At 39.8% G+C, this 24,481-nt stretch carries 23 protein-coding genes; 13 read left to right on the top strand and 10 right to left on the bottom strand.

All coding sequences use genetic code 11. The features are described 5' to 3' along the window. Window positions 1–28: 28 nt before the first annotated feature. The 5 genes from VKY50_RS01580 to udk all read right to left on the bottom strand — a co-directional run bounded on the left by VKY50_RS01580 (window position 29) and on the right by udk (window position 5,062). On the bottom strand, window positions 29–457 hold the full coding sequence (locus tag VKY50_RS01580; protein WP_324298158.1) for an RrF2 family transcriptional regulator: 429 nt from the start codon (window positions 455–457) through the stop codon (window positions 29–31). 72 nt (window positions 458–529) lie between these two features. Continuing rightward, window positions 530–2,656: a methylmalonyl-CoA mutase gene (gene scpA, locus VKY50_RS01575; protein WP_324298156.1), complete on the bottom strand. Its 2,127-nt coding sequence runs from the start codon at window positions 2,654–2,656 to the stop codon at window positions 530–532. After that, a complete protein-coding gene (locus VKY50_RS01570) occupies window positions 2,653–4,023 on the bottom strand; it encodes a methylmalonyl-CoA mutase subunit beta (RefSeq protein WP_324298154.1) in 1,371 nt (456 codons plus the stop codon). The genes scpA and VKY50_RS01570 overlap by 4 nt, the downstream gene beginning before the upstream one ends. A 101-nt stretch (window positions 4,024–4,124) precedes the next feature. Further along, on the bottom strand, window positions 4,125–4,451 hold the full coding sequence (locus tag VKY50_RS01565) for an FtsB family cell division protein (protein WP_324298152.1): 327 nt from the start codon (window positions 4,449–4,451) through the stop codon (window positions 4,125–4,127). Window positions 4,452–4,453: 2 nt separating this feature from the next. Further along, window positions 4,454–5,062 carry a uridine kinase gene (gene udk, locus VKY50_RS01560; protein WP_324298150.1) on the bottom strand — a complete coding sequence of 203 codons (609 nt, stop codon included), beginning with the start codon at window positions 5,060–5,062 and terminating at the stop codon, window positions 4,454–4,456. 211 nt (window positions 5,063–5,273) lie between these two features. Between udk and VKY50_RS01555 the strand changes: the two genes are divergently transcribed. The 13 genes from VKY50_RS01555 (at window position 5,274) to VKY50_RS01495 (ending at window position 20,138) form a co-directional block, all read left to right on the top strand. Next, window positions 5,274–6,158 carry an AraC family transcriptional regulator gene (locus tag VKY50_RS01555; RefSeq protein ID WP_324298147.1) on the top strand — a complete coding sequence of 295 codons (885 nt, stop codon included), beginning with the start codon at window positions 5,274–5,276 and terminating at the stop codon, window positions 6,156–6,158. Between the two features lie 96 nt (window positions 6,159–6,254). Beyond that, complete coding sequence (locus VKY50_RS01550) at window positions 6,255–7,550, top strand: L-fuconate dehydratase (RefSeq protein ID WP_324298145.1); 1,296 nt, start codon at window positions 6,255–6,257, stop codon at window positions 7,548–7,550. A 36-nt stretch (window positions 7,551–7,586) separates the two neighbouring features. Continuing rightward, window positions 7,587–8,924, top strand: a complete 1,338-nt coding sequence (locus VKY50_RS01545; RefSeq protein ID WP_324298143.1) for an alpha-L-fucosidase — start codon at window positions 7,587–7,589, stop codon at window positions 8,922–8,924. A 38-nt stretch (window positions 8,925–8,962) separates the two neighbouring features. Beyond that, entirely contained in the window at window positions 8,963–9,742 is a 780-nt protein-coding gene (locus tag VKY50_RS01540) for an SDR family NAD(P)-dependent oxidoreductase (protein ID WP_324298141.1), read from the top strand. A gap of 47 nt (window positions 9,743–9,789) precedes the next feature. Then, window positions 9,790–10,650 (top strand): fumarylacetoacetate hydrolase family protein, encoded by an 861-nt coding sequence (locus tag VKY50_RS01535; protein ID WP_324298139.1) that lies wholly within the window; start codon window positions 9,790–9,792, stop codon window positions 10,648–10,650. A 3-nt stretch (window positions 10,651–10,653) separates the two neighbouring features. Beyond that, window positions 10,654–11,469: an amidohydrolase family protein gene (locus VKY50_RS01530; protein WP_324298137.1), complete on the top strand. Its 816-nt coding sequence runs from the start codon at window positions 10,654–10,656 to the stop codon at window positions 11,467–11,469. Between the two features lie 22 nt (window positions 11,470–11,491). Next, window positions 11,492–13,867, top strand: coding sequence for a glycoside hydrolase family 95 protein (locus VKY50_RS01525; RefSeq protein WP_324298135.1), 2,376 nt, complete (start codon window positions 11,492–11,494; stop codon window positions 13,865–13,867). 12 nt (window positions 13,868–13,879) lie between these two features. Beyond that, complete coding sequence (locus VKY50_RS01520) at window positions 13,880–15,943, top strand: alpha-L-fucosidase (protein WP_324298134.1); 2,064 nt, start codon at window positions 13,880–13,882, stop codon at window positions 15,941–15,943. A gap of 4 nt (window positions 15,944–15,947) precedes the next feature. Further along, entirely contained in the window at window positions 15,948–16,739 is a 792-nt protein-coding gene (locus VKY50_RS01515) for an L-fucose dehydrogenase (protein WP_324298132.1), read from the top strand. Next, entirely contained in the window at window positions 16,740–18,047 is a 1,308-nt protein-coding gene (gene fucP, locus VKY50_RS01510) for an L-fucose:H+ symporter permease (protein WP_324298130.1), read from the top strand. 12 nt (window positions 18,048–18,059) lie between these two features. Continuing rightward, window positions 18,060–18,392 (top strand): L-rhamnose mutarotase, encoded by a 333-nt coding sequence (locus VKY50_RS01505; RefSeq protein WP_324298129.1) that lies wholly within the window; start codon window positions 18,060–18,062, stop codon window positions 18,390–18,392. A gap of 13 nt (window positions 18,393–18,405) precedes the next feature. Beyond that, entirely contained in the window at window positions 18,406–19,557 is a 1,152-nt protein-coding gene (locus tag VKY50_RS01500; protein WP_324298127.1) for an alpha-hydroxy acid oxidase, read from the top strand. Window positions 19,558–19,757: 200 nt separating this feature from the next. Then, window positions 19,758–20,138: a MauE/DoxX family redox-associated membrane protein gene (locus VKY50_RS01495; protein ID WP_324298125.1), complete on the top strand. Its 381-nt coding sequence runs from the start codon at window positions 19,758–19,760 to the stop codon at window positions 20,136–20,138. Between the two features lie 74 nt (window positions 20,139–20,212). Here the strand turns inward: VKY50_RS01495 and VKY50_RS01490 are convergent, their stop codons facing one another. The 5 genes from VKY50_RS01490 to VKY50_RS01470 form a co-directional block, all read right to left on the bottom strand. Next, the gene (locus VKY50_RS01490; protein ID WP_324298123.1) at window positions 20,213–20,692 is read right to left on the bottom strand and encodes a hypothetical protein; all 480 of its coding nucleotides are present in this window, start codon (window positions 20,690–20,692) and stop codon (window positions 20,213–20,215) included. Window positions 20,693–20,754: 62 nt separating this feature from the next. Then, window positions 20,755–21,087, bottom strand: coding sequence for a hypothetical protein (locus VKY50_RS01485; RefSeq protein WP_324298121.1), 333 nt, complete (start codon window positions 21,085–21,087; stop codon window positions 20,755–20,757). Between the two features lie 209 nt (window positions 21,088–21,296). Beyond that, window positions 21,297–21,671 (bottom strand): hypothetical protein, encoded by a 375-nt coding sequence (locus VKY50_RS01480; RefSeq protein WP_324298119.1) that lies wholly within the window; start codon window positions 21,669–21,671, stop codon window positions 21,297–21,299. Window positions 21,672–21,696: 25 nt separating this feature from the next. Next, window positions 21,697–22,686 carry a Gfo/Idh/MocA family protein gene (locus tag VKY50_RS01475; RefSeq protein WP_324298117.1) on the bottom strand — a complete coding sequence of 330 codons (990 nt, stop codon included), beginning with the start codon at window positions 22,684–22,686 and terminating at the stop codon, window positions 21,697–21,699. Next, on the bottom strand, window positions 22,670–24,397 hold the full coding sequence (locus VKY50_RS01470) for a sodium:solute symporter family protein (protein WP_324298116.1): 1,728 nt from the start codon (window positions 24,395–24,397) through the stop codon (window positions 22,670–22,672). Before VKY50_RS01470 ends, VKY50_RS01475 begins: the two co-directional genes overlap by 17 nt. Between the last annotated feature and the right edge of the window lie 84 nt (window positions 24,398–24,481).

Genomic DNA, 24,481 nt, shown 5'->3' with positions numbered 1-24,481 from the left:
TTCTGTTTAAATTTTTTTTTAATCGTTGTTAAATCTTTAAAACAGTGGTCCCATCATCAAGCTTAAGAGCGAGTTCTTTTAAAGAAGTATTTTCCAACATTTCTTTTAATTTTTCGCGAACGATTTTGAATTTATCATGAATAGGGCAGGGGTTAAGTTCATCACACTTAACTAGACCCAAACCACATCCCTTGTACACATCATCGCTATCAATAGCATTGACAATTTGGGATAATTTAAGTTCTCCGGGATTGTGAATTTCAAAACCTCCACGGGCGCCCTTAATGGAAGTGACTACCTGATTTCTTGCTAAGTCTTGTAAGATCTTAGCTGTAAATGCTACAGGTGAATCAATTTCAGCTGCTATCTCCTTTAGGCTCACTCGATTGTTTTGAAGCGAGTTTTGCGTTATGTAGATTGCAGCTTTAATTCCGTATTCACATGCCTTTGAAAACATAAATATCTCGTTTTATTGGGTACAAATATACATTGAAAAATTTAATTAGGACAAAAATATCTTAATTAATAATTAGCCCATTAATATCTCTAATATGGTAATGGCAGCCTCACTTATTTTAGTGCCGGGACCAAATACGGCCACCACACCGTTATCAAACAAAAATTCATAATCCTTCTTCGGAATAACCCCGCCAACAATTACCATAATGTCCTCGCGTTGATAGGCCTCTAAAGCTTTCATGATTTCTGGAACAAGGGTCTTGTGCCCTCCAGCCAAGGAGGAGATACCCAAAATGTGAACATCGTTTTCAACAGCTTGTTTGACCGCTTCTTCTGGACTTTGAAACAAGGCGCCAATATCCACATCAAATCCTATGTCCGCATAGCCAGTTGCCACTACTTTCGCCCCTCTGTCATGACCATCTTGTCCCATTTTGGCGATCATAATGCGGGGTCTTCGGCCGTCCTGCTGGGCAAAACGATCCGCTAATGCTCTTGCTTTTTCAAAATTGGTGTCTTTGTTCACTTCCTTTGCGTATACTCCGCTAAAAGTTTGTACTTCGGCCTTATATCGGCCAAAGCTCTTCTCTAAGGCCGTGGATATTTCACCTAAAGTAGCACGCTCTTTTGCTGCATCAATGCTTAAAGCTAATAAATTTCCTTCGCCTAATTGCGCTGCCTGTTCAATTTTCTTTAAACACTCCTGAACCCTGGCGTGGTTCCTGTGTTGTTTGAGTTGTTGTAATCGCTCGATTTGACTTTGACGTACCATGTGGTTGTCAACCTCGAGCACTTCTAAAAAGTCATCCTCAGGAGACTGGTATTTATTGACTCCTATAATGAGATCTTGATCACTATCGATGCGAGCTTGTTTACGAGCTGCTGCCTGTTCGATTCGCATTTTTGGAATGCCAGAACTTATAGCCTTGGTCATTCCCCCGAGGGACTCAATTTCTTTGATGTGCTGCCAGGCTTTTTGGGCAATGTCAGCCGTTAGCCGTTCGAGATAATAACTTCCCGCCCATGGATCCACGGTTTTGGTAATTCCTGTTTCGTGTTGTAAATATAATTGGGTATTTCTCGCAATACGAGCGGAAAAATCACTTGGAAGAGCAATGGCCTCATCTAAAGCGTTGGTATGTAGGGATTGCGTGCCACCAAAAGCTGCTGCAGCCGCTTCAATACACGTTCTAGCCACATTGTTAAAGGGGTCTTGTTCGGTTAGACTCCATCCACTGGTTTGACTATGAGCTCTAAGGGAGCTAGATTTATCTTTTTTTGGATGAAACTGCCTTAGTAGTTTTGCCCATAGCATTCTGCCAGCTCTTAATTTGGCGATTTCCATAAAATGGTTCATTCCAATTCCCCAGAAAAATGAAAGTCTCGGAGCAAATTCATCAATATCCATCCCTTGGGATAGTCCTGTTTTAATGTATTCTAGTCCATTGGCCAAGGTGTACGCAAGTTCAATATCTGCGGTAGCTCCTGCCTCTTGCATATGGTAGCCTGATATGCTGATACTGTTAAATTTTGGCATATGTCCACTGGTATACTTAAAAATATCAGCAATAATTCGCATCGAGGGATCTGGAGGATAGATATAGGTATTACGAACCATAAATTCTTTCAAAATATCATTTTGTATCGTACCAGATAGTTTATCTTCACTTACGCCTTGTTCCCGTGCGGCAATGATATAAAATGCCATAATGGGAAGCACTGCACCATTCATGGTCATGGATACTGAAATTTGATCCAGCGGAATTTGGTCAAATAGGATCTTCATATCTTCCACACTATCGATGGCGACCCCTGCCTTTCCAACATCCGCATTGACCCTAGGGTGATCGGAATCATATCCTCTATGGGTGGCAAGGTCAAATGCAACGGATAGCCCTCGTTGACCTGCTGCTAGATTTCTTCTGTAAAAGGCATTGCTTTCTTCAGCTGTGGAAAACCCCGCATACTGCCGTATGGTCCATGGTTTTCTCACATACATGGTGGTATATGGTCCCCGTAGATAAGGAGGGAAACCTGCGGCAAAATTTAAATGATCTAACCCAGCAACATCTTGCTTTGTATAGTGTTTCTTTATAGGGATGTCTTCAGCGGTGTTGAACTTGGAAACCTGTGTGGGTTTTTGGTTATAAAACTTGTCAAAGCTTAATTCAAGCTCTTGGAGGTCTTTCCTATTCATAGTATTTCAGTCTTTAGGCGTTGTTTTTCTAGCTGCTCTGATAGGCGTCTCTCTATAATGGGTTCGATGAGTGTCTTTCTCGAATTGGTCTTTACAAATGGATAAAGCTCTAAATCCTCGGACATCTTATCCTGTGGATTCTCATAAAAGTTGGTGCCTACTAATACCGTAGACTTTTTCTTAAAACTAGCGTTTTCTTTGCTGGCACTCTCTTTTATTTTCTTTTGAATCTGATGCGATTTTAGTTGCGATAAAAATCCTCCACCTTTCTCTAATTGCTTAAAGAGCTTAAATGCTTTTTGGCATAACTCACGGCAAAGTTCTTCGATATAGTAGGTGCCATCGGCTGGATTGTTTACCGTATCAAAATAACTTTCATGTTTTAAAATCAACAGCTGGTTGCGTGCGATCCTTCTGGAAAATTCATTGTCTTTGTGATATACCGCATCATAGGGGAGAAATGAAATGCGATCAGATCCTCCAAGAATAGCACTCATGTATTCCGTGGTAGTACGCAACATGTTGAGGTTGTAATCATACAAAGTTTTATTTCGCTTGGAAGGCGTACTGTGTATAGATAATTCAGCAGATATTTGATAGGCCGAGATCAAATTTTCCCATAACACACGTATCGCTCTAAGTTTCGCGATTTCAAAGAAATAATTTCCCGAAACGCTATTGTGAAAGCTAACATGTAATGCAGCGTCCCTAAAATAATTTAGGTACTCATTAGCATGAGAAAGCCCATAGGCCAATTGTTGTACCATCGTACCTCCTGCATTTTGATATAGACTTATATCGATACCAATGGAACTCTGAACCTGGCTACTTCCTTGAATTCTTTTAAGAATTAATGAGAGCTGCTCAAAATCATTCTTCTGGTTGTCAAACCAATTTCCTTCCCTTGCTAATCGGCCGATAATGTCTAAGTTTAAATGTAGTTTAACTTTTTTATCTGAGAAAAAACTTATTAGTGCCTCTATAAAATCAACGGAGAGAAATTCAAATTCAAAATCTATCTCGAGCCCTGCTAAGGGTACTTGATGGAGTACCTCTTCGATGGAGATGTCTTTGCTAGGTACAATTAGGTAAAGGCTCTCCGCGCCATTTTCAATGGCTTTGAGGATCGTAGCTCTGGAAGCGCTTGGGTTTTTTACATATATTTTTTCTGTGATTTTCCAACCTTGATGCAGCATGGTAATCGCATCTTCTTTTACACCTTGGTAAAAAGGCTTGATATTAATATCCTCTGCGGTTTTATGTACAAGCCTCTGGTTATAATCCTCTCCTTCTAATTCGTATTGGATTTTTTGTTTCCATTGTTTTGCGGTAATCTCATCAAAGTCGCTAAATAGAGAATTTTGCATTGTTGTTAGTTTTAGAGATTAAAGATATAATCTTGTATTGAATTCACAACCTTTTGCAACACACCAGATGAATTATCAATGATAAGCCATGCGATTGGTTGTTAATCCTTATTGATACTATCTTGATATTCTATCAAGTAGATTTCCTCGCCGTCCTTTTTGAGGTAATATTTTTCACGGGCGTATTTCTCGAGATCCTCCTTACTTTTAAGATTCTTTAAAATCCTTTTATCATTTGCAATTTCTTTTTGCAGATGAATTTTTTGTTGTTGGAGTTTTTTAATTTCATTATTGAGCTCCCTATGGGTAAACCACCAAGAATTGGTGTCGAAAAAGAGCATCCAAATAACAAACAGTGTGAGCACCAATACATATATATTGGAAAAAAATTTAAACCATCTGGATTTTCTAATCTCTTTAATTGTCATGCTTATATCAAACGCTCGTTAATAATAGTACGTACTATGTTAATAGCTACAGTGTTGTATTTATTGTTTGGTATAATAATATCTGCAAACTCTTTCGATGGTTCTATGAATTGTTGGTGCATTGGTTTAAGCGTGGTTTGATATCGGGTAAGTACCTCGTTGACATCTCTTCCGCGTTCTGTTATATCCCTCTTAATTCTTCGTATTAGACGCTCATCCGAATCGGCGTGCACAAAAATCTTAATATCAAATAACTCACGTAACTTTGGATGGGTCAATATAAGGATTCCTTCGACAATCATCACCTTTCTTGGCTGGGTTAATATGGTATCCTTTGTACGGTTGTGTTTTACAAAGGAATACACTGGTTGCTCAATCACTTGATTATCTTTTAACAGCAGTAGATGCTCGTAAAGTAAGTCAAAATCGATGGTTCGCGGATGGTCAAAATTAATTTTTGTCCGTTCCTCGAAGCTCAGGTGAGAGGTGTCCTTATAATAGGAATCTTGAGAGATTACACCAACCTCGTTCTCTGGAAGTTCATTGATAATTTGATTGACTACTGTTGTTTTACCACAGCCAGTCCCACCAGCTATTCCTATAATAAGCATCCGTTATATTTTTCTACAAAAATAGAAAATTTGTGGGTTTTAAAAATTGGTAATCTATAAAAGCAATGTGCTGGGTAAGAAAATTGGTGTTGCAGGTTGGCTGAAAATAGTCTAGCGCTCCATAACGTAGGCTTTCAAGAGTGGCCTAAATGTGAGATTGACTTCTGTCGAATTGAATTTTTTGTATCTTAGAGCTAATGTTATTGCATCGATGAAACTTCATTATTTAGATCGTACCAACTCCCAATTAAATTCTTTTTCTGTTACTAGAAATAGGCATCCTCATTTTTTAAAAGTATGGCATTATCATCCAGAGCTCGAATTGGTGATTATTCTTGAGAGTACTGGGACACGGTTTATCGGAGACAGTATAGAACCTTTTAAGAAAGGGGATGTGGTGCTCATTGGAGCGAACCTACCCCATATGTGGATGAATGATGAGCATTACTTTGATAGTAAAACTAATACCAATTATGCTGACGCTATTTCAGTGCATTTCCGTCAGGACTTTTTAGGAGAACATTTTTTCAATGCATATGAAATGAAGCCGTTAAAGGATCTTTTGCAGCGATCAGCCCTTGGAATATGTTTTCGAAAACTTCCAAAAAGACTCCTAAATAAGTTTATAAGTCTTTCTGAGAATACCAATCGCACTCCGCTTCAAAAGACGCTCCTTCTACTGAGAATTCTCGGTGCGTTATCCGAACATGAAAATTACAAAATCCTATCAAGCGCTGGGTTTAAGAATTCCTTTGACAAGGTGGAAAATAGCAATCTTAAAAGGATTTACGAGTTTATATTTGAAAACTTCACCCGGCCGATCAGTGCTTCGGATGTGGCGGAGGCAGTACATATGAACAAGGCCGCCTTTAGCCGATTTTTTAAAAGAATACACCGAACGACCTTTACCAACTACCTCAACGAAATTAGAGTAGGGTATGCCTGTAAGATGTTGTTAATAGAAAACAATATGAAGATCACTCATATATGCTATGAATCGGGGTTTAATAATCTCTCTAATTTCAATCGACAATTTAAGCTTATCAAAGGCATGACACCTTCTGAGTTCACAAAAAAACACGCCGTTAGAAGTTAAGGGCAAAAATAGTATCATATTTTGTGAATTCTTTGGTGGTTAAATGAAGGAATTGCTAATACATTTGGAAAAAAGCAATTTTAGCATTTCAAAGAAATGATCATAACTGATATTATTATTAAAGACGTTCGATTTCCAACTAGTAAAACTTTGGATGGATCGGACGCTATGAATACGGACCCCGATTATTCAGCTGCTTATGTGATTTTACAAACAGACCATCCCGATTTTCAAGGACATGGTCTAACCTTCACTATTGGAAGGGGGAATGAATTATGCACCGCTGCCATCGCTAGTTTGGCACCTTTGATTAAGGGGAAAAAGCTAGAAGAATTCACAGCAGATATGGGCGCTTTCTGGAGGATGATTACTGGAGATAGTCAGCTGCGTTGGTTAGGCCCTGAAAAAGGGGTGATTCATTTGGCTACTGGGGCGATTGTCAATGCAGTTTGGGACCTTTATGCCAAGGTGGAAGGTAAACCACTTTGGAGGCTTCTCGCTGATATGAGCCCAGAGGAACTTGTTCGTTGTATTGACTTTACTTATATCACTGATGTGATAACACCACAGCAAGCTACAGAAATTTTAAAATCCAAAGAATCTGGTAAGGCTGCCCGTATGGAGTACTTGCAAACACATGGGTACCCAGCCTACACCACCTCTGCAGGTTGGTTGGGATATTCGGATGAGAAAATGAGAAGGCTTTGCAGGGAGGCCAAAGTGGAAGGTTTTAAGCATATGAAAATTAAGGTGGGATCTAATCTGCAAGATGATATAAGACGTGCCGCAATTATTAGAGAAGAAATCGGAGACGATCTGAAATTAATGATGGATGCCAATCAGAAGTGGGATGTGGATCAAGCCATTGAAAATATGGAATCCCTTAAGCAATTTAATCCGTGGTGGATTGAAGAACCTACGAGTCCAGATGATATTTTAGGGCATGCGAAAATTGCCCAAGCGGTAACTCCTATTAAGGTTGCCACAGGGGAGCATTGTCAAAATAGGGTTATATTTAAACAGCTTATGCAAGCTGGAGCTATGCAGGTCTGTCAGATCGATAGCTGTAGAGTGGGCGGAGTGAATGAGAATTTGGCTATTATGTTAATGGCTGCTAAATTTGGAATTCCCGTTTGTCCTCATGCTGGTGGCGTTGGATTATGTGAGTATGTTCAACATCTTTCAATGATCGATTTTATTGCTATTAGTGGTAGTATGGAAGATCGGGTTATTGAATTTGTGGATCATTTACACGAGCATTTTTTAGATCCCGTTCAGATAAAAGATGGGGCTTATATGCCTCCCAAAATGCCCGGATATAGCATTACAATGAAACAAGAATCAATTAAGAATTATACCTTCCCAGATGGCGAAGTTTGGATGAGTTCATAAATTTTAAAATTATACATTCCATTAAAAACCAAAAAGATGAAAACTATTTGCCTTTATATATGCCTTTTAGGATCGTTTATCGCTGCAGTGGCTCAAGAGAAGTATGTGCCGTCAAAGGAAAACTTAGAAGCTAGAGCATGGTTTGAAGATGCCCGATTTGGAATGTTTATTCACTGGGGGGTATATAGTTTACTTGGTGATGGGGAATGGGTTATGAATAACCAGGATATACCAAAGGATCGGTACCGAATGTTGCCTTCTTTTTTTAATCCCACTGACTTTGATGCGGATGCCATCGTCTCCCTTGCTAAAGAAGCTGGGATGAAATACATCACCTTTACCTCCAAACATCATGATGGATTGGCCATGTATGATTCTAAGGTGTCTGATTATACAATAGTGAAATCCACTCCTTATAAAAAAGATGTTCTTAGGATGTTGGAAGAGGCGTGTAAGAAGCATGGCCTTAAGTTGTTTGTTTATTATTCTCAATTGGATTGGGATCATCCAGACTTCTATCCAAGAGGTTGGACCGGAAGAAAAACAGGGCGACCAGAAGCTGGAGATTGGGATGCCTACCTGGACTATCAGAATGCGCAAATCAGAGAGCTTGCAGAGAACTATGATATCGCTGGATTCTGGTTTGATGGGTGGTGGGACCAGGCACCCCATAAAGAGGATTGGCATCGTGAGGTGGATTACAGAATTAGTGGGAATGACTGGAGGCTCAGTGAAACCTACCAGATGATCCATCAGATCAATTCAGCGTTGTTAATTGGGAATAATCACCACGAGATGCCTTTTGATGGTGAAGACTTTCAGATGTTTGAAAAGGATTTACCTGGAGAAAATACCACTGGTTTTGGTGGTGCTGATATTAGTCAACTACCCTTGGAAAGCTGTCAAACGATGAATACTTCTTGGGGTTTTAATTTGCAGGATACCAAAGAGAAATCTAAAAAGGAGTTGATTCATTTTATGGTGCAGACCTTTGGAAATGGTGCCAACCTACTACTCAATGTTGGGCCGATGCCAAACGGCAAGATCCAACCACAGCATGTCGAAAATCTAAAATTCATAGGGCAATGGATGGATCGATATGGAGAAACGATTTACCAAAGTCAAAAAGGCCCTGTTAGTATTGAAGGTGTAATGACCTCTACTCAGAAAGATAAGCGCATATTTTTGCATTTTTATAAGCCAATTAAATCCGAAGTTTTGCTCGAAGGGTTGGATGCAAAAGTAACGAAGGTGCTTCTTTATAAGGACCAATCTAAGATTACATATAAAAAGACCAAACAAGGTGTTACTTTGGAGATTCCCCAGGAGAAACAGGACTCCATAGTCACCGTAGTAGAGGTTGTTTTAAAATAAAAAAAAGGTATTTAACCTAATAATTTGAAAGAAGTAAGATGTCAGAATTTAGTTTAAAAAATAAGACAGCCATAGTAACAGGAGGTGGTAGTGGGATAGGAAAAGCAATTGCTCATATTTTTGCCAAAAGTGGTGCCTTTGTGTATATTTTGGAATATAACAAAGATAATGCTATTGAAACTTTAAAGGAAATCACCGCTCGTGGAGGTCAGGGAGATTGGAGAAAATGTGATGTTTCCAATCATAAGCAAGTTGTTTCCATTTTAGATGAAATCAGTGCTGAGCGCAAAGTAGATATTTTAATAAACAATGCTGGTATTGCCCATGTAGGGACTATTGAACAAACTACAGAAGAAGACCTGGATCGCATCTATGAGGTAAATGTAAAAGGGGTGTATAATTGTATCTATGGTATCCTTCCACATTTTAAACGTAATGGTGAAGGTGTGATTTTAAATATGGCTTCCATTGCTTCTGTTGTTGGGATTTCAGATCGTTTTGCGTACTCGATGTCCAAAGGAGCAGTTTTAACAATGACTTATTCTGTTGCGAAAGATTATCTTTCGGATAATATAAGGTGTAACTGTATATCACCGGCAAGAGTACACACCCCGTTTGTCGATGGGTTTATCGCAAAGAATTACCCAGGAAAAGAAGAGGAAACCTTTGAGAAGCTATCTAAAACACAACCTATAGGCCGCATGGGAACTCCGGAGGAAGTTGCCAATTTAGCGCTTTATTTGTGTAGTGAATCCGCCTCGTTTATCACCGGAACTAATTTTCCGATTGATGGTGGATTTATCAAATTAAACGGTTAAGAGAAAGAAAAGAAAGTATTAAACATACAACGAGTAAAAACATAAAAATGAAATTAATTCGATTTGGAGCAGTAGGACAGGAAAAGCCAGGACTGCAACTTGAAAGTGGTAAGCGTATTGATGTGAGCGCTTTTGGAGAAGATTACAATGAAAATTTTTTTGGTAACTCAGGCGTCAATCGATTGCGTGAATGGTTAAAGGACCATTTGGATTCGTGTCCAGAGGTTTCGGATAAGGTTCGATTGGGGGCTCCACTTGTTCGTCCTTCTAAACTGATTTGTGTGGGATTGAACTACGCAAAACATGCAGCAGAAAGCGGAATGGAAACCCCGAAGGAACCCGTACTGTTTTTTAAGGCAACTTCTGCCATTGTTGGGCCTTTTGATGATGTGGTTATCCCTAAAAATAGCGTAAAAACAGATTGGGAGGTAGAATTAGCTGTGGTTATTGGAAAAAAAGCCTCCTATGTTTCTAAAGAGAATGCAATGGAACATGTGGCGGGTTATGTGTTACACAATGATTATAGTGAGCGCGAATATCAAATCGAGCGCGGTGGACAATGGGTGAAAGGAAAATCATGTGACACTTTTGCACCCTTAGGGCCCTTTATTGCTACCGCCGATGAGATAAAGAATCCAAATAATTTACAATTATGGTTAAAACTCAACGGGGAGCTTCTGCAAAATAGTAATACGGAAGATTTTGTATTTGATGTTCAGACCCTGGTGAGTTACATCAGTGAGTTTATGACCCTACTTCCTGGAGATGTGATTTCCACAGGAACACCAGCCGGGGTAGGAATGGGCTTCAACCCGCAACGTTACCTAAAACCTGGGGATGTCGTGGAGTTAGGAATCGAGGGATTGGGAGTTTCAAAACAAACAGCTAGAGCCTACAAGGAAAGTTAAAACATGTATATCGATAGCCACCAACATTTTTGGAATTACGACCCCAAGCGCGATGCCTGGATTACCGATCAGATGAGTGCCATACAACGCGATTTTACACCTGAGGATCTTGAGGGGTTGTTAAAGCAAAACAATATTGACGGATGTGTTGCCGTACAATCCGACCAATCGGAAGAGGAAACGCACTTTTTGTTGTCCTTAGCCGATAAATATGACTTTATCAAAGGCGTGGTTGGTTGGGTGGATCTACATGCAGAGAACCTAACGGGCCGATTGTCTTATTTTTCTGGCTTTGAAAAATTCAAAGGGATACGGCATATTGTTCAGGAGGAGCCTTTAGGATTTATGGATAGGCCAGAGTTCGTAGAGGGTATTCGTTCTTTAGATGCTTTTGATAAAACGTATGATATTTTAATTAAACCACCGCAGTTAGCGGAAGCCATAAGGCTGGTTGAAAAGTTTCCGGATCAAAAATTTGTACTCGATCATATTGCCAAACCTAGGATATCCAAGGGCCTGAATCAAAAGTGGGCAAGTGAGATACGGGAATTGGCCAGCCATACAAACCTGTATTGTAAGGTTTCGGGTATGGTAACAGAAACCGATGATTTTAATTGGGACTCTGGCGATTTTACGGTCTTTTTAGAATTCATAACAGCTACTTTTGGAACGGATCGAATTATGTTTGGATCCGACTGGCCTGTCTGTTTATTGGCGGCCAGTTATCAGCAGGTGAAATCTATTATCACCGATTTTTATTCACCTTTAGAATTAGATAAGATTATGGGTGAAAACGCGGTGCGATTTTATAAATTATAATAAAAAAACAAATATGAGTGTGATGAAACGATCTATAACACTGGCTTTATTGACCATGCTAGGTGTTGGGTGTAACCAATCAGAAGCGCCACCCAAGAAGGATTCAGTTGATGAACTATGGTATGAGCAAACAGCCGAAAATTGGATGCAAGCTTTGCCAGTTGGCAACGGTCGACTGGGCGCTATGATTTTTGGAAACACGGATGTTGAACATCTACAGCTCAATGAAGATTCCATGTGGCCTGGAGGACCTACTTTAGGTGATAGCAAAGGAACGCCAGAGGATTTGGCGACTTTACGCGCTTTGATTGATCAGGGTAAAGTTCATCAGGCGGATAAATTTATAGTAGATAAGTTTTCTCATCTCGAGGTCAAAAGATCCCATCAAACAGCTGGAGATCTTTTTCTGGATTTTAAACGCAATGGCAAGGTATCGGATTACTATCGTGGACTCGATTTCGATAAGGCTATGGCTACAGTATCCTATAAAGTAGATGGCGCTCAGTTTACTGAAAAAATCTTCGCTTCCCATGTGGATGATGCCTTGATTATTTCCCTTGAAACTACTGCCGAAAAAGGACTTGATTTTGATATACGACTCTCTCGCCCCAAGGACCAGGATATTCCTACCGTACAAGTTACCACTGATAATAATAATGAACTGATCATGGATGGTATGGTCACTCAACGCGGGGGAATAGTTGAGAATAAACCCTATCCCATGGAGGATGGTGTTAAATTTCAAACACGACTAAAGGCGACCTCCCAAGGGGGGACTATTTCAGCCTCCGATAGGCATTTAGAGCTAAGAGGAGTTAAAAGTGCAGTTATTTATTTAGTGACAAAAACCTCTTTTTATCATCAGGATTATAAGACAAAAGCGCAGGAGAATTTAAGTGCGGTCACCTCCAAATCTTTTGAGCAGCTCCTCCAAAGGCACAGCGAAGATTTTGGTGAGTTCTACGACCGAGTACACTTTAGCCTTGGGGATGCTGCCTTAGATTCTTTGCCAACGGATAAAAGATTACAACGATATAAAGACGGACAGGTAGATTTGGATCTACAAACCAAGTTGTTCGACTATGGACGGTACCTGTTAATCTCCAGTTCTAGAGAAGGAACGAATCCAGCTAATTTACAAGGCATTTGGAACAATCATATTGCTGCCCCTTGGAATGCAGACTATCATCTTAATGTGAACCTTCAGATGAATTATTGGCCATCGATGGTGGCGAATCTAAGTGAATTGCAGCAGCCCTTATTTGATTTTTCAGATCGACTATTGGAACGCGGTAAAAAGACAGCCAAGGAGCAATATGGAATACAAAGAGGTGCTGTGATGCATCATACCACTGATCTATGGGCACCAGCTTTTATGTTTTCCTCTCAACCTTATTGGGGCTCTTGGATCCATGGAGGTGGGTGGTTAGCCCAACACTATTGGGAGCAATATCGTTTTACACAAGATGAAGATTTCTTAAAAAATAGGGCTTTTCCATTTTTAAAAGAAATTGCGTTATTTTATATGGATTGGTTACAAATGGATCCTGCTACTGGAAAATGGATTTCGTATCCAGAAACATCACCTGAAAATTCATACTTTGCCTCGGATGGGAATCCAGCTGCAGTTTCCAAAGGTGCGGCTATGGGGCATCAAATTATCGCGGAAGTTTTTGATAATGTCCTCTCAGCAGCCCAAGTACTAAACATTGAGGATGATTTTATAAGGGAACTCAAGGAAAAACGAGCAAATCTTTCACCAGGTATTGTCATTGGAGAAGATGGACGAATACTGGAGTGGGACAAGCCTTACCAGGAGCCGGAAAAAGGACATCGACATCTTTCACACCTCTATGCGCTGCATCCAGGAGATGCCATTACAGAGGCTACACCAGAGGCCTTTAAAGCAGCCAAGAAGACCCTTGACTACCGCTTGGAGCATGGAGGAGCAGGCACTGGTTGGAGTCGTGCTTGGATGATCAGTTTTAATGCGCGTTTGTTTGATGGGGTTTCTGCCGAAGAAAACATTAATAAATTTTTTCAAATTTCTATAGCCGATAATTTATTTGATGAACACCCACCTTTTCAAATTGACGGTAATTTCGGATATACTGCAGGGGTGATCGAACTGTTACTTCAATCCCACGAGGGCTTTCTTAGAATATTACCTAGTTTACCAGAGAATTGGCATCAAGGATCCATTAGTGGAATCAAAGCAAGGGGAAATATTGAAGTCGCTATGGATTGGACTCAAAATCAGTTAACAAAACTTAGCTTAGTATCACCTGTGGCTAAAACTATTGATGTCAAATATGGTGATATAATGAAAAAACTCTCTTTAGAGGCAAATCAACCACTTATGTTGGATGCGTCTCTGACCCCTATAGCAAACAATTAAATACAACCGTATATGAGCAAACATTATCTTTTTATCTTGTCCTTAGCACTGTTCTTGACAAGCTGCGCAGAAGCCCCTCCACAGGCCTTAGGCCCAGTTCCATCAGAGCGTCAGCTCCAATGGCAGGAGATGGAGTATTATGCATTTTTTCACTTTAATATGAACACTTTTACCGATATGGAGTGGGGACTAGGAGCAGAAGATCCTTCCCTTTTTAATCCTACAGAATTAGACGTGGATCAATGGGTTGAAACAGTGAAGAATGCTGGTATGAAAGGAGTGATAATTACGGCAAAACATCATGACGGTTTTTGTTTATGGCCTACAAAAACAACAGAACATTCTATTAAAAATTCTCCTTACAAAAATGGAGAAGGAGATCTGGTAAAGGAGTTGGCAGAGGCAAGTAGGCGCCATGGGCTAAAGTTCGGGGTATATCTTTCTCCATGGGATCGAAACAATGAATACTATGGAACCGATAGGTATGTAGAGATATTCCATGAGCAGCTAAGAGAGCTTTTGACCAACTATGGACCTATTTTCGAGGTTTGGTTTGATGGTGCTAACGGTGGAACGGGATATTATGGTGGAGCCAATGAAAAGCGACAAATCGATAATAAAACATACTACAAGTGGGATCAAACCACAGCCATCGTTCGAGAATTACAACCTAATGCGGTCATTTTCTCGGACAATGGACCCGATATTCGTTGGGTTGGAAACGAAGAAGGATGGGCCAATGAGACGAATTGGAGTGTGATGAGAAGAGATGAAATCTATCCAGGTTGGCCACGCTACAAAGAACTCAGAGGAGGACATTACGATGGAACACATTGGTTACCTGCTGAATGTGACGTATCTATTCGACCAGGATGGTATTATCATGCTTCAGAGGATCATCAAGTGAAAAGTTTGGCGCATTTATTGGATATTTATTACAAATCCGTTGGGCGAAATTCTAATTTACTTCTAAATATACCTGTGGATACCCGAGGATTAATACATCCAAAAGATTCCCTCCAACTGATGCGATTAAAAGAACAGATCGACAAAGATTTTGCTCAGGATCTCGCTTTAAATGCACAAGTCGAGGTTTCTAGTACAAGAGGCCGTGGATATAAAGCGGATAATTTAAATGACTCATCCGACAAGAGTTATTGGGCCAGTGGGCAAGGGGTGGATACCGCTAGTGTGGTCTTAAGCTTTAAAGAACCAACTGCTGTCAATAGAATTTTACTTCAGGAGTATATTCGGCTGGGTCAACGAGTCTCTGAATTTACAGTGGAGGCTCAAGTGGGTGATAAATGGCAATTGATCGATACCCAGACCACCATCGGAAATAAGAGGATACTCCGCTTTGATACGGTACGAACCTCTAAAATTAGGGTGCGTATTACGGCTTCCAAAGGAGAGATTCTTCTGTCCAATATCAGTCTTTATAATGCGCCTACCCTTTTAGTTGATCCAGAGATAAAAAGAGATAAAGATGGAACCCTCACTCTTGAGGTGCCAGATCCCAATGTTCAGGTGTATTATACCCTTGATGGTTCAACACCCGATCTGAATTCCTCCAAATATACAGCTCCTTTTGTTGTGCAGCAGCAGGCAATGCTTAAAATGTTTGCCTTTAACCCAGAAACCGAGCAACGAACTGGAATTACCGAACATAAATTAGAGGTCTCAAAAGAGAACTGGAGCATTGTACAAGGGGGCGAAAAATCAGTTTTGGCTATCGATGCCAAAAGTGATAGTTTTTATACGGCTTTAAAAGAGGATCAAAATCAGGTGATCGTGGATCTTGGAAGTGAGATGGGTCTTAAAGGCTTTTCGTATACCCCAATGCAGGCCCGATTCCCACATGGCATTATCACCGACTATGAATTTTCGGCCTCCAAGGATGGGAAAAATTGGACAGTCTTATCCCAGGGAGAGTTTGGTAATATTGTTAATAATAGAATTCGACAGGAAATTTATTTTGAGCCTTCTACGGCACGGTTTATAAAATTAAAAGCACTTAAAGTAGCAGGAGAAAAACCCAATGCCACTTTTGGAGAAATAGGAATTTTACAAAACTAGAACAATGGATTTAGAACTAAAGGACAAGGTAATTATAGTAACTGGGGGCGATAAGGGAATTGGATTTGGTATTAGCCAGGTTCTTGCCCAGGAAGGTGCTAAAGTGATCATTATCGGTCGAACTGAGCGGGATGTGCGTACCGCGGTCGATACTTTAAAATCTCAGGGTGGATCTGTGGATTATGAAATTGCTGAACTAACTGATTCGAAGGCTTGTAAGCGTGTGGTGTCCTCGGTAATTAAAAAACACCAGCGTATTGACAGCCTGGTGAATAATGCTGGGGTGAATGACGGTGTTTCCCTTGCCGGGGGAAGCTACGAAAAGTTTATTCAGTCGATTAATAAGAATCTAACGCATTATTATATGATGGCTCACCTATGCCTTGATGAGCTTAAAAGAAATCAAGGTTCCATTGTTAATATTAGCTCTAAAACAGCCAGTACTGGACAGGGTGGAACTTCAGGATATGCCGCTGCAAACGGTGGTCGGAATGCCCTTACGCGTGAATGGGCGGTTGAGCTATTGCCATATAAAATTAGGGTAAATGCCATTATAGTAGCCGAATGCTATACTCCTTTATACAAAAGGTGGATTCAAGGCTTTGAAAACCCTGAGCAGAAGCTCCGAGGAATCATCGACAACATTCCGCTAGAAAATCGAATGACCACGGCAGAAGAAATAGCAAATACCACCGCTTTTTTATTATCTTCGAAATCTAGTCATACCACTGGGCAATTGCTGTATGTGGATGGGGGATACACTCACTTAGATCGCGCCATTAAACCAAACAACTAAATGGAAACTGAAAAAATAAAAATTGTAGACAAAAAGAACTTAAAACCTTTTATTTTAATCACATCATTATTTGCACTTTGGGGATTTGCCAATTCGGTAACTGATCCTATGGTTCAAGCCTTTAAAAAAGTGTTGGAGTTGTCTAACTCCGAGGCTGCCTGGGTGCAGATGGCCTTTTATGGAGGTTATTTTTGTATGGCACTACCTGCCGCTTTATTTGTACGTAAATACTCTTATAAAACCGGGGTGCTCATTGGGCTGGTGCTCTATGCTTTTGGGGCGTTACTTTTCTACCCTGCAGCGATTGCTGAAGAGTTTTGGTTTTTTTGTTTGGGGCTTTATATACTGACCTTTGGATTAGCATTTTTGGAAACCACTGCTAATCCTTATATTTTAGCTATGGGTCATCCGCTAACAGCAACACGCCGACTAAATTTAGCGCAAGCTTTTAATCCTGTAGGATTGCTGCTGGGACTATTGGTTGCTCAGCAATTTGTATTGGAAGAACTCCGCTCTGACGATATTACAGATTTTTCGGTTTTGGAAGAGGCCAAAAAAGCGCTCATTCGAACTACGGATTTAGTGGTTATAAGGGATCCTTATGTGATCCTAGGCCTGGTTATCTTGGCGTTTTTTTTTATAATTCTTCTTAGTAAAATGCCACAAGTGAAAGACCAGGGTAGCATACCAAGTCTTGGGAGCACCTTTAAAACACTCTTTAGAAATAAAAGGTACAGCTATGGTGTGATTGCTCAAGTCTTATATGTAGGCGCACAGATTATGTGCTGGACTTATATTTATCAATATGCGGAAGCCTTTGGAATGTCTAGTGAAGAAGCGGCCAATTACCAATTCGGTGCCTTTGTGTTGTTCCTACTGGGAAGGGTTATTGGGACATGGGTTTTAAAATATATCACAGCATCGAAAATGCTGATGTATTTTGGTATTTCTGCTGTCATATGTGTTCTGGCAACTATATTTTTAGTAGGAGTCCCAGGGCTCTATGCACTAATACTAGTCTCTTTTTGCATGTCCGTCATGTTCCCAACCATTTATGGAATTGCATTGGATCGACTATCGGAGGAAGAATCCAAAGTTGGAGCAGCTGGCTTGGTGATGGCTATTGTCGGTGGGGCTTTAATGCCCAAACTTCAGGGAATGGTAATCGATCTTGGTGGTGTGGCAGTGAATGATATGACTATTTTAGGGGTCTCAGAGGTCAATTTCTCTTTTGTGCTTCCCTTAATTTGTTTTGTCTTCATCTTATATTATGGTTTATGGGTACAGAAAAATTATCAAAACATATAAAATCGCTAAAAAATGAAAGAATATGCATTTGCTTTAGACCTACAAAATGATCCGGAGAAGATCGTTTCTTACATTGTTCATCATAAAAATGTTTGGCCGATTGTTATTGAAAAAATAAAGGAATCAGGGGTCAGAGATATGAGGATTTACCAGTTAGCTAATAGATTATTTATGATTGTCAAAGTGGATGATGATTTTTCAATTGAAACGGACCCGATTGGTGATCCGACCCATCCTGAGGTTCAACGATGGGAAGAACTTATGTGGGAATATCAGCAGGCATTACCTTTTGCTCATAAAGGGGAGAAATGGCTTCTGATGAATACAATATTTCAATTGCCCTAGGCGTACAATGGAAATGAAAGAAATTAAATTCGATGGGCGTTATCCAAGTGTCGATGACCTTAGGGATCGCGCGATAAAAAAAATTCCAAAATTTGCTTTTGAATATTTGGATGGTGGGTGTAATAATGATGTTAATTTAATTAAGAACACCAAGGAAATTAGGGATGTTGAGTTGATACCATCTTATTTAGATCAACACCTGGGTTCCGATATGAAAACCGAACTGTTTGGGCATATCTACGATGCTCCATTTGGTGTTGCTCCGGTAGGTTTACAAGGATTGATGTGGCCTAACGCACCCGAGATTCTTGCGCAGTCGGCTTTTGAACATAACATTCCTTTTATACTTAGTACGGTAACTACTAGTAGCATTGAAAAAATTGGAGAAATAACGCAAGGAAAGGCGTGGTTTCAGTTGTATTACCCAGCAGATGAGCAAGTACGCCTGGATATTTTGGATCGTGCTTGGGCAGCTGGTTATCGTGTGCTGGTGATACTTTGTGATGTTCCTACTTTCGGATTTCGTCCTCGAGATATCCGAAATGGCTTAGCTATGCCCCCGAAGATGTCTTTAAATAATATAATTCAAATTCTCAAGCGACCCGAGTGGGCGTTAAGGACCTTAAAGTATGGCCAACCCAATTTTGAAACTTTAAGACCTTATATGCCTAAGAATTTAGATTTGGCGCAACTAGGTAAATTTATGGATGATACCTTCTCAGGGCGATTGACACAAGAGCGTATTAAACCCATACGCGATAAATGGAAAGGAAAGCTGGTGTTAAAAGGGGTAGCCAATGAAAGAGATGCTGAGGGTGCTATTTCTTTAGGGTTGGATGGTCTTATTGTATCCAACCATGGTGGAAGGCAATTAGACGCCGGGGAGTCTACATTGATGCCCATGAAGCGTATTGTTCAACAATATGGTGATCAAATTAAAGTGATGATGGATAGCGGACTGCGAGAGGGGCCAGATATTGCCAGGTGCTTGGCTAGTGGAGCAGAATTTACATTTCTGGGACGTAGTTTTATGTATGGAGTAGCCGCGCTAGGTGAAAAGGGTGGAGATCATACAATATCACTCTTAAAGGTACAACTTCAACAAGTCATGGAACAATGTGGTTGCGCTACAACAACTGATCTTAAAAATCATCTCAAAGAATAATGACCATTGTACTTCAAAAATCATTTTTTTTAAAAGATGACGGATTTGGCACTTTAGTTTGTCGTTTTATACCCCTGTGGGCGTGACAAGAAAAAAGTAAATTTAGATGTTTTTTCTGGGCATTGGCTAGTGTATTATCTGTTAGATATGTGCTCTTGCTTTGAAAGAATTTGATTGTCTATTTTAAAATATAGGTGTCTATGATTAAAAAAGTACTCATGGTAGTGTCCGCCTTGTTTGGACTCATGTTTGTCAATGCAGGATTAAGCAAGTTTTATAATTATATGCCAACTCCTGAGGATTTGCCCGCTGAACTGGTTAAGGACATGACGGCTATGGCCGAGATCGTTTGGCTTACTCCACTGGTGGGGGGTGCAGAAATTCTGGGAGGATTATTAATTATCTTTCCTAAGACACGGGCCCTTGGAGCACTTATCATTCTTCCAGTTTTTATAGGTATTATACTTACCAACGCCTTGGTCGCACCCTCTGGGTTACCCCTTGTACTTGTTTTGCTAGCCATATTAATATGGATATTTATAAGTGAGAAAGCTAAGTTTAAACCATTATTTATGGGATAAGAAAAGCACCCTTGATCAAAGAAATACAACGATCTTTCATCAGGATGCTTTTCAACCATGAACAAAACATTTCTCTAGTGTCGCAAAGAATTGACTTTGCTGACTAAATTTTCTAAAGCGGCTTTATAATGATCCACTTCATTTATATTGCCTGTGGTCTCATCATATATTTGAATGGTCTTTTTATCGCCATTTTTCTCTACGACATCGAGGTTTATCTTATCGATAATACGTTGATTCGATGGGGAGGTATAATAGCTGTAATGAGGATTTATAGCCTTTATCTCATCGATTGACCAAAGCGTTCCTGCTGGTTCATTTGATTTTTCAATTTTAAAATGCAATAATTTCTTAGCCTTCGCATCCAGGATAAATTGCTGCTCTCCAAGATCGTTGAAAGAGTAAGTGGGACTAAGTTGATGTTGATTAATTAACTTCTGGGTTATACCTTCACTTTTTCGTTTTTTAGCATTCGATTTTATGATGGCATAGAAAATTGGAACGATAAAAACCAGTAGTAATAAGATTCCAATTAAAGTGGCATTTGAATTCATGATTTTCGTATATAATTGATTTTTTAATTTGCTTTAATTATTCTTGTGTGGAATCAGTTATATTAGGTGAAACCATGAAAAGGAAAAAGTAATTCGATGATCCCTCTAGTGCCTTGATGACCATTAAAATTCATCTTCTTCACCTTGTTGCTTGCTCGGTTATTTTGCTTGATATCAGCGTTAATAACTAACTTAAAGGGTGAGTTGGGATTGTTGTCAAGCTGATGGCAAGAGTTGTAATGTTGCGTTAATGGTTCTATTCCATGTTGTTGTGTGGGATTTGATGAAGTGATTACTACAGAAGAAACTGGATCCCAATTCTTGAAACCTTCCATAGGATTAGCGCTCTTGGTACAGCAGTACTGTACAGCAAGGAGTACTGATAAACTAATCAAATTAAGATGTATACTTTTAAGCCAATACATGATGGTCTGCTCCTATATACTTTGTGGTATTGTTTTAAAATTGCAAAGTCCAAGGGACTACTTTGCCCCATGGGTTGCCTAGATGGTAATAAAATAATGTAGTATCGCCTGCATGCCATAGTTGGCGTAAAGCGCAACGTGATGTCTGTCGATTTGTCTAAGCAAACTAACCTACTGACTTAAGAGAAGCCGTGAAAGGGAAATAAATGTAGAATGTTTTTATTTCTCGCCCATAAACTACTTAATTCGAATTCCTTGTTTTGGGTGAGCAGTACCGTCTTATAGTGTGGGGTGGTAAATCTTATAATCCCTTGAAATGGCCTTATAAGGTTATGCGTTTCCGTTTTAATATCAAATTTCTGATAAATATTGGTAAGCGCCTGGAATTGAAATTGGATTTTAATTCGAGAATTTAAATTGCTTTCTTGAATGGTTTGACTGAGAGTAGCGCTAGTCTTTAGCTGATAGGTAGATGGAACATGATCAGATAAGTATAAAAGCATCCATATAAGAAGTATTGATGCCAATACGCTATTTCCTTTTCTTAAAAGCATGGCGCAAATATACTGTTTATTTGGATTATTCAAAGTAACTCAGACCTATGATTTCTTTGACCTTATCTATGGTTTGCATCAGGTCCTTACTAAATTTAAATGATGCAATGGGGCTCTGGGTTTTTCCTCTTCGGAGTAGATCATTAAAGTGTGAAATTTCAAAATTATACCCCAAAGTGCCTACCCCAAAGTCTTTTAAGGTTTCTTTACCCATGTGATCGATAAAACTTACCTTGCTCGGCTTGTGGAAGGAAGGGTGAATAACGATTTTTCCTTTTTCACATTGTATGATACCATGTGTAGGAGTTTGCTCTAATAAGGTAGAGCGTAATTGTGCTGATTTGCCTTGTTGGTAGTGGAACTTCATTTTACATTCGGAGTCCACACCTGTTTCAAAGAATTGGGCGTTGGCCTCGATACGATCTGGGACTCCTAGCACGCTAAGAGCTAGTAAGATGGGATAGATGCCAATATCCAATAAACTTCCTCCACCGAGTTGTTTGTCGAATAGTCTTCCGCCCGCTTTAAATTCAGGTAAAAATCCAAAATCTGCTTCTATGGAAAGTACCGTTCCATAGGCACCAGAGTCTATAAAGGAAAGCACGTTTTTAAAGTGCGGTAAAAAGCAAGTCCACAAGGCTTCCATAAGAAGAACGTTCTCTTGTTGTGCTACTTGGATCATTTGATCCACATCAGCACTGTTTAAGGCCAGAGGCTTCTCGCAAAGTACAGCCTTTTTTCTTCTAAGACAATCAATGGTGTATATTTTATGAAATGCATGGGGTGTTGCAATATAGATGGCATCGACCTTAGGGTCATTCATTAGATCCATGTAATTTCCGTAGGCAACCTTGGCGTTGTAGGTGTTTTTAAAAGCTATCGCGTTCTCCATATTTCTTGAGGCCACAGCGTATAGTTCGGCATCTTTAAGAGTAGCGAGATCACTCGCAAATTTTCTAGCAATGCGTCCTGGGGCAAGGATGCCCCATTTTATGTGTTTACTTTTTGATGACATGGGCAGATCGATTTATAATTTCAAATAGCAGGGCTAAAAGGATAACAAGGGCACAACCTATGAAATTGAGCCACATGTAGCCTAGTTTCTCTTCTCCTGTGTCGTATTGGTATATCGTGAAATAATAGAGTAGAATCACTAATATTTGGGTGATAATAGCCGCGATAAACACGGCGTTCCCACGGATAAATTTGATAAAGAAAGCAATGAGGAAGATTCCTAATACATTGCCGTAAAAGATGGACCCTATAATATTGACCAGTTGGATGAGATTATCTAGTAGGGTAGCGAAATTCGCAAAGCAAATGGCAATAATTCCCCAAGCAAGTGTAAACCATTTAGTCGCATTTAAATAATAGCGCTCATTGTGTTGTTTCTTTTGTTGCCGTTTAAATAAATCCATAGTGGTAATGGTTCCTAAAGCATTGAGTTCGGATGAAGTAGAGGACATGGCGGCTGAGAAGATCACCGCTAGTAGAAGTCCAATCAGACCCGTTGGTAAGTTGTTTAATATAAAGTGGATAAACACATAATCCTTATCGTTGGTCTCTAAGTCTTTGTCGACTTGTTGAATCAGTGCTCTAGCCTGTTCACGGTTTTGCCGTTCTTCTATATTAATATCGTGAATACTATTTTTTGCCGACATGATTAATGCATAGTCCTTCATATCTAGCATGGCGGAGAATCGCTCCTGTGCAATTTTCTTTTCCTTTTCTAAAATTAAGTGCTCCTTTTCCATGGTTTGGTACTGCTGAGCGTACTCCGAGTTTTGAACTGCTTGGACCGCCGCAGGATTGAAATTCAGTGGCGAGTGGTTGTACTGATAAAAAACAAATACCATAACTCCAACCAGAAGGATAAAGAACTGCATTGGTACTTTTAATAGGCCGTTAAAGATTAGGCCTAGTTGACTTTCTCTGACAGATTTCCCTGTTAAATAACGCTGTACTTGACTTTGATCGGTCCCAAAATAGGCTAGGGCGAGAAAAAGCCCTCCAGTAATTCCACTCCAAAAGGTATAACGACTGGTGAAATCCAACGAAAAATCTAGAATATTTAGCTTGTCATTTGCCCCAGCAATCTTTAAAGCTTTGCCAAAGTTAATGTCATCTGGAAGATAGCTCATCACTAGATAAAATGCCGTGAACATTCCAACCATAATGACAAACATTTGTTGCTTTTGCGTCACACTTACTGCCTTTGTTCCTCCAGATACCGTGTAAATGATTACCAATATTCCAATGATAATATTAAGAGTTTCAATTTTCCAGCCAAGTACCGCCGAAAGTATAATGGAAGGAGCGTATATAGTGATCCCAGCGGCTAACCCTCGCTGGATTAAAAACAGTAAAGCGCCTAAGGATCTAGTTTTTAGATCAAATCGCGATTCCAAAAATTCATAGGCAGTATAGACTTTTAATTTATGGTAAATGGGGATAAATACCATACAAATAATAATCATAGCCAAAGGGAGTCCAAAATAGAATTGGACAAATCCCATTCCATCGTGGAAGGCTTGTCCAGGGGTGGATAAAAAGGTGATAGCGCTGGCTTGCGTGGCCATCACTGATAGCCCAACAGTCCACCATTTCGCCTCCTTTCCTCCAAGGATGTAGTCATTGACATCTCGGCTACCTTTGGTTTTCCAATAGCCATAGACTACAATAAAGAGTAAGGTACCTACTAAAATAATCCAATCGATAATTTCCATAGTAGGGCTACTTGTTAGAGAACATTATGAAATAAAAAATAAAAATATAGATTGCATTTAACACCAGTACAAGGGTATAAGCGC

This window comes from Galbibacter sp. (genome assembly GCF_035306585.1).
Taxonomy (GTDB): domain Bacteria; phylum Bacteroidota; class Bacteroidia; order Flavobacteriales; family Flavobacteriaceae; genus Galbibacter.
This window is presented reverse-complemented; position numbering and strand designations above follow the sequence as displayed.